Consider the following 15,485-nt stretch of genomic DNA (forward strand, 5'->3'; position numbering starts at 1 on the left):
CAGCGATTCTGGAACGGCCCCGATGCTCCCCGAAAGCCACGGAGCCATACTTGACGGTACCTTAGCTGTCATGATCACGTCTTAGTCGCAGGAGTACCCGTGATCCAAGGGGAGCATCAACCGGATAGGCAACGCCATCCGGGATGGTAAGCCTTTCGACAAAGAACTGTGGGATGACTGGCCCCTCTGACACAGTGAACTACTTGCGTTTGTCGAATCCATCCTGCGACCTGAGCTAAATGCATTCCTCGAAAAATTCTCCGGGAACCCACAATGCCTTTACAGCCCCGAGGAAGACTCGAACATGGAGCCCAATTCTCGGGTCAAGACCGTTGATACAGCCTGCGACAAACTACTGAGTCAAAAGATCAACCTCGCCAGCAAACTGGCAGAAGTGCTGTACACAGCAGGCGCGAGTCGTGTGACCATAAGGGACCTGCGCGAATCCCCTCACAGTGGGTACCGGGCCGACACCGGAGGTGTTAAGAACCAAAGGGAACGTGGTTTGCTCAGGTCGCCGAAATCGAGCGCCTGCACACCGAGGCTGACCTGGTGACGACAACGCGGGCGATCGATTCGCTCAAGGGCTAAAGGCCCTCGCATACTGCTTCGGCAATCTTGCCAAAGGCTCCGTCACCATTGACCCGGTCTATCGCTTGTGGGGTAAGCAACACCTTTCCGCCCCCAAATACAAATGAATTTTGCGGCTGATCGACGACGTTCTTGATGCTCTCGACCGCTTCGTACCACGCCTTGTAGGGGCGAACGACGATAATCGGAATTCCTCGCGCCTTGGCGCATTCCACTAGGTGAAATTGATACTCCTGGCTCTTCAGTACGCGCCGCTCTATCAAGCTGCACGATTTCTTTGAGTGATATGGAAAGAAATCGACATGCATGATCCGCTCGTACGCAACCTTTAACACCCGCTGTTGGGACGCAGAATCAAGAGCGGAAACCGACGCCGCCTTAAGATTCAGCTTCTTCGCGATCTCCTGGAGAATATGGTTGTGCGCCTGCGCGTGCCACCTCGCCGAAGACGTACCGAGGAGCTTCGGCGAAGCGTAGAAGTAGAACCCGCCTGCCTCGGCACCTGAGTGGATGTTTTCCTCGTACGCATCCCGCAGCTCCTGGTGCTCCCAGGTTTGGTAATCAGCCTCCGAGAACCCCGGGTTCGTCGTCAGGATGAGCACTCTTGCGGTGTTGATATTTCCGATAAACGGTTCCGGCGGCAGATCGAGACGCAGGGCTTTTTCAGGTGATCTCAGGCGGTGCGCTAGCTCCCTGAAATTCGGGTCCGAAGGGTCACAATCAGCAACGATCTTTTCACTGCCTATATGCGCAGGAAGTACGAGGTTTGCCCACGGGTTTTTTTTCGGCATTACACTCCTTCGAGTAGCCCCCCACAGAGCTGGAGACGAGACTTGAACTCGCAACCTACGGTTTACAAGACCGTTGCGCTACCGATTGCGCCACTCCAGCATGTCCGAAGACGTGGGACACACTACCCGATGCGGTGCGGCGGCGTCCACCAGGCGCTGCCACGCCCATGACCACCATGGATGCATGGCCTGGCGGGGGGCATTAAAGTACCGGGATACTACCCGAGTTACCTGCATTGAGGGAGGGGCTGTCTGCGTGGGCACCCTGCGAGAACGGCTGCGCGGCTGGCGGCAACGCTCACCGCACACCGCGACCATTGATACTGCCAGTGCGGCACCGCCGCCCTCACCCCTGGCACCCGTAGACCTTTCGGACCCCAATCAGGTCGCCGGCGTGATGGACCTGGCGGCCCGCATTGGGGATATTTTGTTGTCCTCCGGTACCGCAAACAGTGATACTAAAGCACAGATCCATGCGGTGACCTCGGCTTATGGTCTGATTTGGTGCCACGTGGATATCACGTTGAACACCATCACCATCTTTACGCATATGGGTACGCAGCGCCGTTCCCCGGTTTCGGTTTTTCGCGTGGTGCGCCATGTGAGTACGGACTTTTCCAAGCTTTCCGACGTCGATCGGCTCATCCGCTCCATCCAGGCTGGGGCTACCCCGCCGGATGTTGCTGAGCGCATTCTCGATGAGATTGAGGTGCGCCCCACCGCCTACGGTGCGCCGACTGCGCTGCTGGGCTGGGGAATTATGGGTGGCGCCGTGGCGCTCATGCTTGGTGGCACGGCCCTGGTGGGTGTGATCGCCTTTTTTACGTCCATTCTGATTATGGGCGTGAATATGTATTTGGATCGCCATAGCCTGCCGCTGTTTTTCCAGAATGTGTTCGCAGGAATTATTGCCACGGTGCCTGCGTCCGTGGCATACGGCATCGCCTCGCATTATGGGGTCCAGCTGCGCCCGAGCCAGATTATTGCCTCCGGGATTGTGGTGATGTTGGCGGGGTTGACGTTGGTGCAGTCCCTCCAGGACGGAATTACGGGTGCTCCTGTGACGGCTAGCGCGCGCTTTTTTGAAACGCTGCTGTTCACCGGCGCGATCGTGGCAGGTGTGGGCATGGGCATTGAGGCCTCGTCGATGTTGGGGGTTCACCTTCCACCGATGGAGTCCATCGCGCCGCCCAATTTCAATTCGGGGTGGATGCGCGTGGCGTGCGGCGGCATCGCCTCTGGGGGTTTTGCCATTGCCTGCTATGCGGAGTGGTCGGCGGTGACGCTGTCGGCCGTGGCTGCTGGGGCCGGTGGCGCGTTCTACTACTACTTGTTTGTGCCCCTGGGGCTGGGTCCGGTGATGGCGGGTTCGATGGCGTCGGTGATCATCGGCCTGGCCGGTGGCCTGTTGGCGCGGCGTTTCCAGGTGCCGCCGCTGATTATCGCGATCGCGGGCATCACCCCGCTGCTTCCCGGTCTGTCGGTCTATCGCGGAATGTACTCCGCGCTTAATGATCAGATGGTGGTTGGTTTTACCAATATCGCTATGGCGCTGGCTACGGCCTGTGGCTTGGCTGCCGGCGTGGTGTTGGGCGAATGGATTGCGCGGCGGATTCGCCGGCCGCAGCGTTTTAATCCGTATCGGGCGTTTCGGGTGGCCCGGCGCCATTCCTTCCAGGAGGCGATCCACAAGGTGCCCAAGGTGGCGGCGCGGGCGGTGCGGCGCCGGTGAGGCGGCGTCGACAAGCGTGGCGTAGAATTGTGGGCCTATCTGTAGTTTCCAAGATCAGGAGGATCCGTGCCGCCTAAGGTAACCGACACTCGCCCCAGTGCTGAGACCTTACACCGGGTGGAGGAGGCCACCGCCGCATCCGCGCGGCGCATCGTGGCCAGCTATGCCGAGGATCTCCTCGATGGCGTCACCCTCATGAGCATGCTCGGCGTTGAGCCCGAGGGGCTGGTGCACAAACTCGTCGCCGAGGAGCAGGCCGCCGCCGCGCCGAAGAAGGCGCCCGCCAAGCGCACCCGCAAAACTACCAAGAAAACTGCGGCTAAAAAGACAACTAAAAAGACCACGGCCAAGAAAACAACAAAGAAGACCACAAAGAAGGCCGCGGCTAAAAAGACCACCACTAAGAAGACCACCGCAAAGAAGACGGCGGCCAAGAAGTCTTAGTGCCGCCTAGTACTTCCTGCGCCTGGTCACGGCATTGACTAACCTGGAAGACATGGCCTCACGCAGCGATCAGGTAAACGATCAGGTAGTAGACAACGCCGAGGAATTCGGCGACAACAGCTTTGTGGTGGTAGCCAACCGGCTACCGGTAGACATGCAGCGCTGCGAGGACGGCTCGGTGGAGTGGACCCCCAGCCCCGGCGGGTTGGTCTCCGCCCTGTCGCCCGTGCTGGAGGAGCACGAGGGCTGCTGGATCGGCTGGCCGGGGGTTTCTGACGAGTCCCCGGAGCCCTTCCGCACCGACGGCGGGGTCCTGCTCTACCCCGTCCAACTGACCGCCCAGGACTTTGAGTACTTCTACGAGGGCTTTTCCAACGCCACCCTGTGGCCGCTCTACCACGACCTGATTGTCACGCCGGAATACCACCGCGAATGGTGGGCCGCCTACCGGGAGGTCAACCTCAAGTTCGCCGAGGCGACCTCGCACGTGGCCGCTAAGAACGCCACCGTGTGGATCCAGGACTACCAGCTCCAGCTCGTCCCGGGGATCCTGCGCCAGCTACGCCCCGACCTGACCATCGGGTTCTTCCTGCACATCCCCTTCCCCAACCCGGATCTTTTCCGGCAGCTGCCCTGGCGCGAAGAGTTGGTGCGCGGGCTGCTGGGGGCGGACGTTATTGGCTTCCACCTGGAGGGCAATGCGCAGAACTTCCTCGACCTTGCCTGCGAGGTCTCCGGCGTGGCCGGCTCGCACATCGGCCAGCCTGACACCCTCGATATTGAAGGGTCGGTGTCTACCCGCGATATCACCGCCGCCGTGGTCGTCCCCGGCGGCCGCAAGGTGGGCGTGGGCGCGTTCCCCATTTCTATCGACGTCGACTCCGTGACCACCCCGGATCCGGATGAGGTGGCCACGCTGCGCGCGGAGCTGGGCAACCCAGACTCGCTCATCCTCGGCGTGGATCGCCTGGACTACACCAAGGGCATCCTGCAACGCCTGCGCGCCTACGAGGAGCTGCTGGCTTCCGGGGCGCTGCCCAAGAAGGTGGTGCTGCTCCAGGTGGCCACCCCGTCGCGGGAGCGCATCGAGCACTACCGGGTGGCCCGCTCCCAGGTGGAAGAGGCGGTGGGCAGGATCAACGGGCGCTTCGGCCAGCCGGGCCGGCCCGTGGTGGAGTACATTCACCGCTCCGTGCCCAAGTCCCGCCTGGCGGTGTACTACGCCGCCGCGGACGTCATGCTGGTCACGCCCTTCAAGGATGGAATGAACCTGGTGGCCAAGGAGTATGTGGCCGCCCACGCGGATGGCTCCGGCGCGCTGGTGTTGAGCGAGTTCGCCGGCGCGGCCGAGGAGCTGCCCGAGGCGTTCATCTGTAATCCCTTTGACATGGAGTCCGTCAAGCGGCGCATCGTGGAGGCCGTGCTGGCACCCACGTATGATCCGCAGGATGCCAAGGAGCGCATGATCGCCATGCACAAGCAGGTCATCGAGCATGATGTGGACCTGTGGGCGCAGTCCTTCCTGGACTGCCTGGCCAAGGCCAAGGAACAGCGGTGCGGCGAGTAATCCCCCTGCTGGCCCTGCCCCTGGCGCTGGCCACCGCCTGCACGCCCGCACCCGCCCCCGATGCCGAGCCGCTGATCGGGCCAACTTGGCAGGTCACCGGGGTGTTTACTGATCCCGCCACCCCCGGCGGGGTGACTAGCGACGCCGAGCTCATCTTCGGCCGCGCGACGCTCACCGGCACCACGGGGTGCGCCCGCTTCAATGCTCGGGCCCATTACGACACGGATGCTGACACCATCGAGGTCACCCGGCTGACCATGGATGAGCCGGACCCGCAATGCGCCGGGGTTGCCCGCCACGTCCACGACCAGCTGGCCGGGATCCTGGAGGGCACCTTCGATGTGAGCCACCCTAGCGACACGGAAGTGGTGCTCACCAAGGCTGGGGACGGCCCGGACAGGCCGGCGATTCACGCGGTGAGCACCTAGTAGTGTTAAGCCCCATGAGCATTTCTTCTGTCGCCGGTGTTGACCGGCTGTTGGTGGTCTGTGACTTCGACGGCACCCTGGCTGGCATCAGCAAGGACCCCATGAACGTCCCGGTCAATGAGACCTCCGTGGCCGCCCTCCAGCAGCTGGCGCAATGCCCGAACACGCTGGTCTACATCCTGTCTGGGCGCAGCATCGCCCAGCTGGACGTGGTCTGCCCCACCACCGCGCCGATTCGGCGGGTGGGCTCGCATGGTGCGGAGCCGGACGGCATGGTCGTCGAGCTGACCGATGCGCAACAGGCCACCCTGGATGGCGTGGCGGGCGATTTGGAGAAGATCTGCGAGGGCATCGACGGCGCCTTCGTGGAATACAAGCCTTTCCAGCGTGTGTTCCACTTCATCCGGGTGGCGGACCAGCAGCTCATTGAGCAGCTGCTCGCGCGCGTGGACAAGGTTGATCCGCGTGGGGCGCACGTCCACTCCGGCAAGCGCGTGGTGGAGTTCTCCGTGGCGGACGCCACCAAGGGGTCGTGGATTCGCGGCGAGCAGGAGCGCTGGAACCCGGGCGCGACCGTGTTCTTGGGCGATGACACCACCGATGAGACCGGCTTTGCCGTCCTTGGGGGCAATGACCTGGGCGTCAAGGTGGGCCCGGGGGAGACTGCGGCAACCATGCGGGTGGCGGACTTGGACGAGGTCGCCCAGGTGCTCACCGAGCTGGCGCAGCGACGCTGCGGCCAGCAAGCAGCCGAGTAGGCAGGATCGTGTGGACGGGGTCGCCGGCGGTGTCTTCCAGCGCCTGCACCGCCCGGATGCCCTTGTCCCGGTTGGGTTGCTCCACGGTGACCAGGCCGACCGCGCGCGCGGCGGCGATGCCATCGAACCCGGTGACGGAGAGGTCTTCCGGCACGCGGAGACCCTGCTCACGCGCGTAGGCCAGCACGCCGAGCGCCATCGAGTCGGTGGTGCACGCCACGGCGGTGAGCTCGGGGTGGGATTCCAGCAGCTCGGCGGCGGCGTCGCGGGCGGTGGCCGGGGTGTTGAGGTGCCGGGTAACCACTGGCACGCCCGCCGGGTCGATGCCCGCGCCGGCAAAAACATCCAGGGCCCCGAGGATGCGGTCGCGCTGGATGTGCAGGTGGGCGCGCGGCAGGCGGCCAGGGTCGAGGGGGCCATTGAGCGGGGTGTCCTCCAGGCGGATGGCGAGGATGCCGATGTTGCGGTGGCCGGCGTCGATAAGCGTGCGGGCGGCGGGCGCGATGGCGGCGCGGTCGTCGATGCCCACGAAGGGCACCCCGGGAACTGTTTTGGGCTGCCCGCAGATGACGGTGGGCACCCCGCGGGCAAGCACCGCCTTTAAGGCGGCGTCGTCGCTGGCCACGGAGTAGACCACAAAGCCGTCCACGGCGGCCGCGTTGATCAGATCCGTGTTGGTCTCCCCCGTGCCCTCCGGGCCGACGGGGATGAGGGTGAGCGCCGTGGCGCTATCGGAGCACGCCTCCGCCACCCCGGAAAGAAAGTCCACGGAGGCGGCATCGTCGAAGGCGTAGCTCAAGTGCTCGGTGAGCACCACCCCGATCGCCCCGGCGCGGCGGGTACGCAGGCTGCGGGCCACCGGATCCGGGCCGGGATAGCCACGGGCGGCCGCGGCAGCCAGGATGCGGGCGCGAGTGGCGGCAGAGAGCTGGTCCGGGTGGTTGTAGGCGTTAGAGACCGTGGTGCGCGACACGCCGAGTTCGGCGGCCAGGGAAGCCAGGGTCCCGCGCGACTGGCCGGGGCGCTGGGAATCCATGATTGGCACGCTAGCACGCCGCGGATCTTGACAACCCTTTCCATTAAGCGTTGGCTTGTTGTCATGACGTTTCCCGCCCGCCGTACCTGCGCTGCCCTCCTGACCGCCACCGCGCTTGTGGCCACCGCCTGCTCGAGTGCTCAGTCCCCCGACGGGGACGCATCCGGGATGACCATTGTCACCTCCACCTCCGTCTGGGGCGACGTGGCCCGCGCGGTTGTCGATGACCCGGCCGTGACCATCACGCCGATCATCACTAACGACGCCACCGACCCGCACCACTTCGAGCCCACTGCCGCCGACATGGCACGGGTGAGCAAGGCAGACGTGGTCGTCGTCGGCGGCGGCGGGTATGACGCCTGGCTGTATGAAAACCTGGACAACCCGGACATCATCCACGCCCTGCCACTGACCCCACACCACCACGGCGACAAGCCGGATGGATCCGAGGCCACCAATGAGCACATCTGGTACGACGCCGACGCGCTGCGGGACGTGGCACACGGTGTGGCGGGGGCCGTCGAAAAGCACAACCCCGATGCCACCGTCACTGCCGACGCCCTCGATGCCCGCCTCGACGCCGCCACCGCGAAGCTCAAGGCCATGCCCACCGCCCGCATCGCGCAGACCGAACCCATCGCCGACTACCTGATCAACAAAACCCCCATGAAGGAGGTCACCCCCACCGGCTACCGGCGTGCCACCCTCAATGAGACGGACCCCGCCGCCGCGGACTTGGCTGCCTTTTTGGAACTGATCAACTCCGGTGGGCTGGACATCCTGGTGTACAACCCGCAAACCGCCACCGACATGACCAAGCGCATCCGGGCGGCAGCCGAAGCCAAGGGCGTGCGCATCGTGGAGATCCCCGAGACCCCGCCGAGCACCGTGCCCTTCCCCGACTTTTATGGGCAGGTGGTGGACCGGCTGGTGGGCTAGACCCCCAGTAATCGGCGGTACCTGTTAGATCTAAAATTCAACTGTGCTTGACTTCCTCGACGGTAACGTCCTTCTTACGGTATTCATCGTCATCACCCTCGGCACCGCGTTCGGGGCGATACCCTTCGGCCCGCTGCGTTTCGGCGCGGCCGGGGCCCTGTTCATTGGCCTGGCGGTGGGCCCCTTCGTTAACCTACCCGCAGAATCCCTCTCCGTATTCCAGGAGCTGGGCCTGGGGCTCTTTGTCTACATGATCGGCCTGGAAGCCGGGGAGACCTTCTTCCGGGACATGAAAGAGCAGCTGGGCATCATGGTCGCAGCGCTCATCTCCGTCACTGCGGCGGCCGCAACCGCCGTGGTGGGGGCAGGGCTTTTGGGGATCACCCGGGAGGTCGCCCTGGGTGTGTTCTCCGGGGCGCTGACCTCTACCCCGTCGATGGCCTTGGCCCAGGACCAGACGGGCTCTGATGCCCCGGCGGTGGGCTATTCGCTGGGGTATCCCACCGGGGTGATCTTGTCCATCATTTTGGTCGCCGTGACCATCGGTCGCACCTGGGCGGCTAAGCGCGACCAGGAAAACCCGGATGAGAAGGAGCATCGCCTGCTGCGCGTGGCGGTGACCAAGGACTTTGATTACGCGGCGCTGGCTGAGCAATACGGCGACCAGTTCCGCCTGTGCACCATTCGCCGCGACAATCGCACCCGCGTGGCCCACGAGCTGGCCGAGATCCGCCCGGGCGACACCGTGGTGTTGGTGGCCACCAAGGCCGCACTGCCCGCCCTGGTCAAGGCGATGGGCAAGCGCCTGGGCACCACCTCGGTACGCGGCAACGAGCACCTGACCGTCCAGCAATTCCGGGTGTCTAACCAGGACATCGCCGGCAACACCCTGGGCAACATCCCCCTGTATGCCAAGCACAAGGCGCAGGTGGTGCGCATCCGGCGCGGTGATGACTTCATCTTGCCCACCGATGAGACCTCCCTGCTCTACGGCGACATTGTGGAGATGGTCATGCCCACCTCGCGCACCGAGTCCGTCCAAAGCTACATGGGCGATTCCATCCAGTCCTTCTCCGAGCTGGACTGGATCGCCGCCGCCGGCGGGCTGGTCTTCGGCTTCCTGCTCGCACTGATCGAGGTGCCGCTGCCCGGCGGTTCTTCCTTCGCCCTGGGTGCGGCGGCAGGCCCGCTTTTGGCCGGCATCATCTTGGGCTCGGTGGGGCGCACGGGGCGCACCGCCTGGCAGCTGCCGCGCACCGCCAACTTCACGCTGCGCCAATTTGGCCTCATGTTGTTCCTGGCCGCCGTGGGTCTGGCCTCCGGGCCGGCGTTCGCGGAGACGGCGTTCTCGCGGCAGGGCCTGGTGGCCATCGTGCTGGCGGCCCTGGTATGCCTGGTAGGGGCTGGCGGCTTCTTGGCGCTGGCCTGGGCGATGGGCCAGTCCGCCTCGCGCTCCAACGGCGCCATGTCTGGCGTGTTGGGCCAGCCTGCCGTGTTGCAGTACGCGTTGGAAAACTCCTCTGACTCGCGCATCATGTCGGGTTATACGGCGACGTTTGCCATCGCGTTGATTTACAAGATTGTTGTCATTCCCGTCATGCTCGTGGTGTGAGCCTATTGATCCTGGCCCCACCAGGATGGTCACGCCAAGAAAGGTCCTGTCACTGCCGTGCTCGCCGAGTTTCATAGCGCCGCCGTTGACCCGTTGTGGTCCGGCCTGAACCTCCGGGTGGACAAAGGTGAGTTCCTCACCGTCCTCGGACCTAATGGGGTGGGAAAGTCCACCCTGCTGGCCACGCTGCTGGGCACCCGGGCGCTAACCCAGGGCAGCGTGGAGGTGCCCGCCCGGGTGGGCCTGATCCCGCAGCAGCGGATGTTCCCCGCGCACCTGCCGCTGCGCGCCCGGGATCTGGTGTCTTTGGCGTTGGCCCACGGGGTGTTGCGGGGGCGGCGCCCGGCCCGCGGCGAGGTGGACGCTTTGTTGGATAGCGTCGGCGCCGCCGGGTTGGCGGATCGGCGCGTGGGTGAGTTGTCTGGCGGCCAGCAGCAGTTGGTGCGCCAGGCGCAGGCTTTTGCGGGGGATCCGGAGTTGTTGCTGTGCGATGAGCCGCTGCTCAGCCTGGATTTGGCGGCCCAGCAGGCGACGGTGGCGCGGCTGGACGCGCGGCGTCGGCAGTTGGGTACCAGCGTCATCTTTGTCACCCACGGGATTAACCCGGTGCTTGAGGTCACGGACCGGGTGCTCTATCTGGCCCCGCAGGGCCACATGTTGGGCAGCGTGGATGAGGTGATGCGTTCAGAGACGTTGACGCAACTGTATGGCGCCCCGGTGACGGTGGCGCAGGTTGCCGGCAAGTTGGTGGTGATCTAGCCCATGGATGTTTCTTCCTTTGTTGCGGATACTTCTTATCTCCTATCCGTGGATTTTGTGCGCCAGGCACTGGTCGCCTCGGCGGTGTTGGGCCTGCTCAGCGGGGTGATCACGCCGCTGATTGTGCTGCGCCAGATGTCTTTTTCTGTGCATGCGACCAGCGAGTTGGCGCTGATGGGCGCGGCGGCGGCACTGCTGTGTGGGGTGGGTGTGGGCTTGGGCGCGGTGGCCGGGGCGGTGGTCGCGGCTATTGTGCTGGCGGTGTTGGGGCTTAAGGAGCAGCAGGATAGCGCCATCGGAGTGGTCATGAGTTTCGGCCTGGGCCTGTCGGTGTTGTTTATCTACTTGTATCCGGGGAATTCGTCGACGGCGTTTGCGCTGCTGACGGGCCAGATTGTGGGGGTGTCTTCGGCGTCTGTGTGGCTGTTGGCGGCCGTGGCGGTGGTGGTCATCGGGGCGATTGTGCTGTGGTGGCGGCCTATCCTTTTTGCCAGCGTGGACCCAGTGTTGGCGGCTGCTGCTGGGGTGCCGGTGCGCGCGGTGGCGGTTGGTTTTGCGGTGCTGGTGGGGCTGACTGCGGCGCAGTCGGTGCAGATCGTGGGCGCGCTGTTGGTCATGGCGCTGCTGATTACTCCGGGGGCGGCGGCGGTGCAGATTACGGCGTCTCCGGTGCGCGCGGTGGTCTGGTCGGTGGTGTTTGCGGAGCTGGCGGCGGTGGGTGGCCTGGTGGCCTCGTTGGCGCCGGGGCTGCCGGTGTCGGTGTTTGTGACGACCATCAGTTTTGCCATTTACTTGTGCTGCCGGGCGGTGGCGTGGTGGCGTGGCCGCGGGGTGCGCCGCGATGAGGTGGCGGTGGCGCGCCGCGCCGAGGCGGTGAAGTGATGCGCACGCTGTCGATGGAAGTTGCGGGGCATTCCCGGCGCGCCCGCATAGTGGGGCAGGGCGAGGATTTGTTGCTGTTTTTCCATGGTTCGCGCCAGTCGGGGGCGGTGGCGCGCCGGTTTAGCGCGGGCACGTTTGAGTGGCCGGGCTGGACGGTGGCCTACCTGGACGGGGTGGGCCACCACTTCAATGACCTGCGGCGTTGCTTGGATGAGCGCACGCGCCGCGAGGGGGTGGATGATGTGGCGTTCGCCCGCGCGGTGGTGGAGCAGCTGCATCCACAGCGGGTGTGGGCGTGCGGCTATTCCAACGGTGGGCACATGGTGCTGCGCCTGCTTATCGACGCCCCCGGCCTGCTCACCGGCGCCGCCGTGCTGGCTGCCACGCAGCCAACGCCAGACAATCTGCTGCCCCACAGCCTGGACGGCTACGTGCCCACCCCGGTGTTGTTCATGAACGGCACCGCGGATGCCATCTCCCCCTATGGCGGCGGGGTGGCGGGCCTGGATGCCACCTCTGGGCGGGGCACTGGGCTGTCGGCGCCGGAGACGGCGCGGCTGTGGGCGCGGCGCAATGGGTGTTTAGGCGCTCCGGAGGAGCTGCGCTACGCGCCGGATGTGTCCGTGTTGCGTTGGCCCAGCGTGGAGCTGTGGAGCCTGGAGGGCTGCGGGCATGTGATCCCCACGGGCCAGCCGGCGCCGCCGATGTTGGGGGCCACCACGGATTCGGTGGTGGCCGCTGAGGTGATTGCTCAGTTCTTTGCCCGGCGCTGACGGGCGAACTCGCTGAGCACGGCGCCTGCCGCGACGGAGGCGTTGAGGGATTCCACCCAGCTGGTCATGGGGATGGACATGAGCACGTCGCAGGTTTCGCGCACCAGGCGCGACAGGCCCTTGCCCTCAGATCCGATGACAATGACCACAGGGTCGGCGCCGCCATCATAGGTGTCCAGGGTGTGCTGGCCGCCGGCCTCTAGGCCCACCACCTGGTAGCCGTTGTCCTGGAATTGCTTGATGGTGCGGGTGAGGTTGGTGGCCCGGGCCACCGGCAGGCGCGCGGCGGTTCCCGCGGAGGTGCGCCAGGTCACGGCTGTGACGGAGGCGGAGCGGCGCTCGGGGATGACTACGCCGTGGCCGCCGAAGGCCGCCACGGAGCGGATGACGGCGCCGAGGTTGCGCGGGTCGGTGATGTTGTCCAGGATGACCACCATGCCGGGCTCACCCGAGTCGGCGATGGAGCCGATCAGCTCGTGGACGTCCGCGTAGGAATAGGGCGGGATGCGCAGGCCCACGCCCTGGTGCAGGGTGTTTCCGGTGAGGTGGTCCAGCTCGGAGCGGGGGACCTCTAGGACGGGGATGCCGCGGGAGTTGGCCAGGGTGACTACCTCGCTAAGCCGGTCATCGTGACCGGTGCCCTGGGCGACTAAGAGCTGGGTTGCCGGCACCTTGGCGTGGAGGCATTCGATGACGGGGTTGCGCCCCACCACCAGCTCCTCGACGGGCTCGTTGCGCTTGGGCCGGCCGGCGGCGCGCCGCTCGCGCTCGAGTTTGCGCTGGTGGGCGGCGTGGTAGACGCGGTCTTCGGCCTTGGGCGTGGGGCCCTTGCCCCGCAGGCCGCGGCGGCGTTGCCCGCCGGAGCCCTTGGTGGCGCCCTTCTTGTTGGTTTTGCGCACCCCGCCGTGTCGCTTGTCGTTTCCTGCCATGAGGGAAGTGTCCTGTTCTTAAGAAGTGTGTGGTTTTAGAGCGACCACTGGGGGCCGTCGGGAGTGTCGGTGACGGTGATGCCGGCGCCGGCGAGCCGGTCGCGGACTTCGTCTGCAAGGGCCCAGTTTTTCTCCTTGCGGGCAGTGGCGCGCAGCTCAAGCTGCTCGCGCACGAGGGTGTCCAGTGCGGCGCGGGCGGCGGAGTCGTCCGAGTGGGCCTCGGCCCAGGGAGCCGCGTAGGGGTCCACGCCGAGTACGGCCACCATGGCGCGCACGGATGCCGCGATGTCCCGGGCCTGGTCCTGGTTTCCGGCGGCCAGGGCGCTGTTGCCGGCGCGCACCTTGGTGTGGATGTGGGCCAGGGCCTTGGGCACGGCGAGGTCGTTGTCCATGGCCTCGGCAAACTCCGGGGTCCAGGTGCCTGCCTCGACCTCGCCGACGCGGTGGAGGAAGTCCTCGATGCGCCGGTAGCCGGCGGCTGCCTCGCGCAGGGCGTCTTCGGAGTATTCCAGCACGGAGCGGTAGTGGGCGGAGCCCAGGTAGTACCGCAGTTCCACGGGGCGCACCAGGGTGAGGATGTGCGGCACGGACAGCACGTTGCCTAAGGACTTGGACATCTTCTCCCCCGCCATGGTCACCCAGTGGTTGTGCATCCAGTAGCGGGCGAAGCCGTCGCCGGCGGCGTGGGATTGAGCCATCTCATTTTCGTGATGCGGGAACTGCAAATCCAGCCCGCCGCAGTGGATGTCAAACTCGGAGCCCAGGTAGAAGGTGGACATCGCCGAGCATTCCAGGTGCCAGCCGGGCCGGCCGGGCCCCCAGGGGGTGGGCCAGGACGGCTCGCCCGGCTTGGCGGCCTTCCACAGGGCGAAGTCGAGGGCGTTGCGCTTGCCGCGCCCGTCGGGTTCGCCTTGTTCCATGTCTTCAATGCGGTTGCCGGACAGGGCCCCGTAGTCCGATCCCTGCGCCTGGGACCAGGCGGTGACGTCGAAGTAGACGGATCCTGCGGCCGGGTAGGCAAAGCCGGCGTCGATAAGCCGGGACATGTAGTCGACCATTTGGGTGACGTGCCCGGTGGCGCGCGGCTCGACAGAGGGCGGCAGCACGCCGAGGGTGTTGTAGGCCCAGGTAAATTCGCGCTCGTAGGTGGATACCCACTCCCACCAGGGCCGATCGTGTTCGGCGGCCTTGGTCAGGATCTTGTCATCAATGTCGGTGACGTTGCGCACGAAGGCGACGTCCAGGCCGGAGGCGGCCAGCCAGCGGCGCAGGATGTCAAAGGCCACGCCGGAGCGCACGTGCCCGATGTGGGGTTGGGACTGTGGCGTCGCACCACACAAGTACACGCTGGCGTGGCCGTCGCGCAGGGGGGTAAACGGCCGAAGGCTGCGGGTTCCGGTGTCAAAGATGCGTAGAGTCACGCCGCTTAGTCTAACGGAGGCCGCTTCCTGTCTTAGTAGCGCTGCCAGGCGGGCTTGTGTTCTTCTACGAAGCGGTAGTAGTCGGCGCTGCGCAGGCCGGCGGCGGCGGGGGCGTCGACAAGCACGGTGGCGTGGCGGTGCCATTGCAGGATGGAGGCGGGGCAGGCGGCCGACAGCGGGCCTTCGACCAGGCGGGCCACGGCATCAGCCTTGGCCTCGCCGGTGGCTAGCAGCAGCAGGTGGCGGGCGCGCTGGATGGTGCCTAACCCCTGGGTGAGCACCTGGTAGGGCACGTCGTCGGGCGAGTCGAAGAAGCGGGCGTTGTCGGCCACGGTCTGCGGGTGGAGGGTCTTGATGCGGGTCAGGGAGTTCAGCGAGCTGCCCGGCTCGTTGAAGCCGATGTGCCCGTTGGTGCCCACGCCGAGGATCTGGATGTCAATGCCGCCGGCGGCTTCGATGTCGCGTTCGTAGTCGGCGGTGGCCTGGATGAGGTCGGCGGCCAGGCCGTCGGGGACGTGGACGTTGGCGGGGTGGACGTCGATACGCGAGGTCAGCTCGTCGTGGATGACGCGGTGGTAGGACTGTTCGTGCTCGTAGGGCAGGCCCACGTATTCGTCGAGGGCGAACATCTGGGTCTGGGCGAAGCTCAAGCCCTCCTCGCGGTGGCGGCGGATGAGCTCGCGGTAGGTGTGCAGCGGGGTCGAGCCGGTGGCCACGCCGATGGTGGCGCCCTCGCGCACGTAGCCGGCGAGGATGTCGGCGGCCTGGACGGCCACCTGTTCGGGGGTATCGCGGATGAGGATTTCCATGGTGGTCTGTGCAG

The 15,485-nt window shown here is 65.6% G+C and carries 15 protein-coding genes and 1 tRNA gene; 10 read left to right on the forward strand and 6 right to left on the reverse strand.

From position 1 onward, the window contains the following. Positions 1 to 587: 587 nt before the first annotated feature. Complete coding sequence (locus LH390_RS09745; RefSeq protein ID WP_227281512.1) at positions 588 to 1,382, reverse strand: hypothetical protein; 795 nt, start codon at positions 1,380 to 1,382, stop codon at positions 588 to 590. Between the two features lie 27 nt (positions 1,383 to 1,409). After that, positions 1,410 to 1,482: transfer RNA gene (locus tag LH390_RS09750), tRNA-Thr, on the reverse strand. Positions 1,483 to 1,638: 156 nt separating this feature from the next. Between LH390_RS09750 and thrE the strand changes: the two genes are divergently transcribed. The 5 genes from thrE (at position 1,639) to otsB (ending at position 6,311) form a co-directional block, all read left to right on the forward strand. Beyond that, positions 1,639 to 3,114: a threonine/serine exporter ThrE gene (gene thrE / locus LH390_RS09755; RefSeq protein ID WP_227281511.1), complete on the forward strand. Its 1,476-nt coding sequence runs from the start codon at positions 1,639 to 1,641 to the stop codon at positions 3,112 to 3,114. 66 nt (positions 3,115 to 3,180) lie between these two features. Beyond that, complete coding sequence (locus LH390_RS09760) at positions 3,181 to 3,558, forward strand: hypothetical protein (protein ID WP_227281510.1); 378 nt, start codon at positions 3,181 to 3,183, stop codon at positions 3,556 to 3,558. A 52-nt stretch (positions 3,559 to 3,610) separates the two neighbouring features. Further along, positions 3,611 to 5,125 (forward strand): alpha,alpha-trehalose-phosphate synthase (UDP-forming), encoded by a 1,515-nt coding sequence (locus LH390_RS09765; RefSeq protein WP_227281509.1) that lies wholly within the window; start codon positions 3,611 to 3,613, stop codon positions 5,123 to 5,125. Next, on the forward strand, positions 5,113 to 5,553 hold the full coding sequence (locus tag LH390_RS09770; protein ID WP_227281508.1) for an META domain-containing protein: 441 nt from the start codon (positions 5,113 to 5,115) through the stop codon (positions 5,551 to 5,553). Before LH390_RS09765 ends, LH390_RS09770 begins: the two co-directional genes overlap by 13 nt. A 14-nt stretch (positions 5,554 to 5,567) precedes the next feature. After that, positions 5,568 to 6,311 carry a trehalose-phosphatase gene (otsB, locus tag LH390_RS09775; RefSeq protein ID WP_227281507.1) on the forward strand — a complete coding sequence of 248 codons (744 nt, stop codon included), beginning with the start codon at positions 5,568 to 5,570 and terminating at the stop codon, positions 6,309 to 6,311. Here the strand turns inward: otsB and LH390_RS09780 are convergent. Continuing rightward, positions 6,265 to 7,347, reverse strand: coding sequence for a LacI family DNA-binding transcriptional regulator (locus LH390_RS09780; protein ID WP_227281506.1), 1,083 nt, complete (start codon positions 7,345 to 7,347; stop codon positions 6,265 to 6,267). The genes otsB and LH390_RS09780 overlap by 47 nt on opposite strands. A gap of 63 nt (positions 7,348 to 7,410) precedes the next feature. On the opposite strand from LH390_RS09780, the gene LH390_RS09785 reads away from it, so the two are divergent. From LH390_RS09785 to LH390_RS09805, 5 genes are read left to right on the forward strand one after another with little or no spacing between them, the layout of a single operon-like run. After that, positions 7,411 to 8,286: a metal ABC transporter solute-binding protein, Zn/Mn family gene (locus LH390_RS09785; RefSeq protein ID WP_227281505.1), complete on the forward strand. Its 876-nt coding sequence runs from the start codon at positions 7,411 to 7,413 to the stop codon at positions 8,284 to 8,286. 43 nt (positions 8,287 to 8,329) lie between these two features. Next, positions 8,330 to 9,898, forward strand: a complete 1,569-nt coding sequence (locus tag LH390_RS09790; RefSeq protein WP_227281504.1) for an aspartate-alanine antiporter-like transporter — start codon at positions 8,330 to 8,332, stop codon at positions 9,896 to 9,898. Between the two features lie 57 nt (positions 9,899 to 9,955). Beyond that, entirely contained in the window at positions 9,956 to 10,657 is a 702-nt protein-coding gene (locus tag LH390_RS09795; RefSeq protein WP_227281503.1) for a metal ABC transporter ATP-binding protein, read from the forward strand. A gap of 3 nt (positions 10,658 to 10,660) precedes the next feature. Beyond that, on the forward strand, positions 10,661 to 11,539 hold the full coding sequence (locus LH390_RS09800; RefSeq protein WP_227281502.1) for a metal ABC transporter permease: 879 nt from the start codon (positions 10,661 to 10,663) through the stop codon (positions 11,537 to 11,539). After that, positions 11,539 to 12,312 carry a CE1 family esterase gene (locus LH390_RS09805; RefSeq protein WP_227281501.1) on the forward strand — a complete coding sequence of 258 codons (774 nt, stop codon included), beginning with the start codon at positions 11,539 to 11,541 and terminating at the stop codon, positions 12,310 to 12,312. The genes LH390_RS09800 and LH390_RS09805 overlap by 1 nt, the downstream gene beginning before the upstream one ends. Here the strand turns inward: LH390_RS09805 and rlmB are convergent. The 3 genes from rlmB to nagB are packed head-to-tail and all read right to left on the reverse strand — an operon-like array spanning position 12,291 to position 15,471. After that, positions 12,291 to 13,241: a 23S rRNA (guanosine(2251)-2'-O)-methyltransferase RlmB gene (rlmB, locus tag LH390_RS09810; RefSeq protein WP_227324287.1), complete on the reverse strand. Its 951-nt coding sequence runs from the start codon at positions 13,239 to 13,241 to the stop codon at positions 12,291 to 12,293. The genes LH390_RS09805 and rlmB overlap by 22 nt on opposite strands. Before the next feature lie 35 nt (positions 13,242 to 13,276). Next, the gene (gene cysS, locus LH390_RS09815; RefSeq protein WP_227281499.1) at positions 13,277 to 14,662 is read right to left on the reverse strand and encodes a cysteine--tRNA ligase; all 1,386 of its coding nucleotides are present in this window, start codon (positions 14,660 to 14,662) and stop codon (positions 13,277 to 13,279) included. A gap of 32 nt (positions 14,663 to 14,694) precedes the next feature. Continuing rightward, positions 14,695 to 15,471 (reverse strand): glucosamine-6-phosphate deaminase, encoded by a 777-nt coding sequence (gene nagB / locus LH390_RS09820; protein WP_227281498.1) that lies wholly within the window; start codon positions 15,469 to 15,471, stop codon positions 14,695 to 14,697. Between the last annotated feature and the right edge of the window lie 14 nt (positions 15,472 to 15,485).

The sequence above is a fragment of the Corynebacterium uberis genome (assembly GCF_020616335.1).
Classification (GTDB): domain Bacteria; phylum Actinomycetota; class Actinomycetes; order Mycobacteriales; family Mycobacteriaceae; genus Corynebacterium; species Corynebacterium uberis.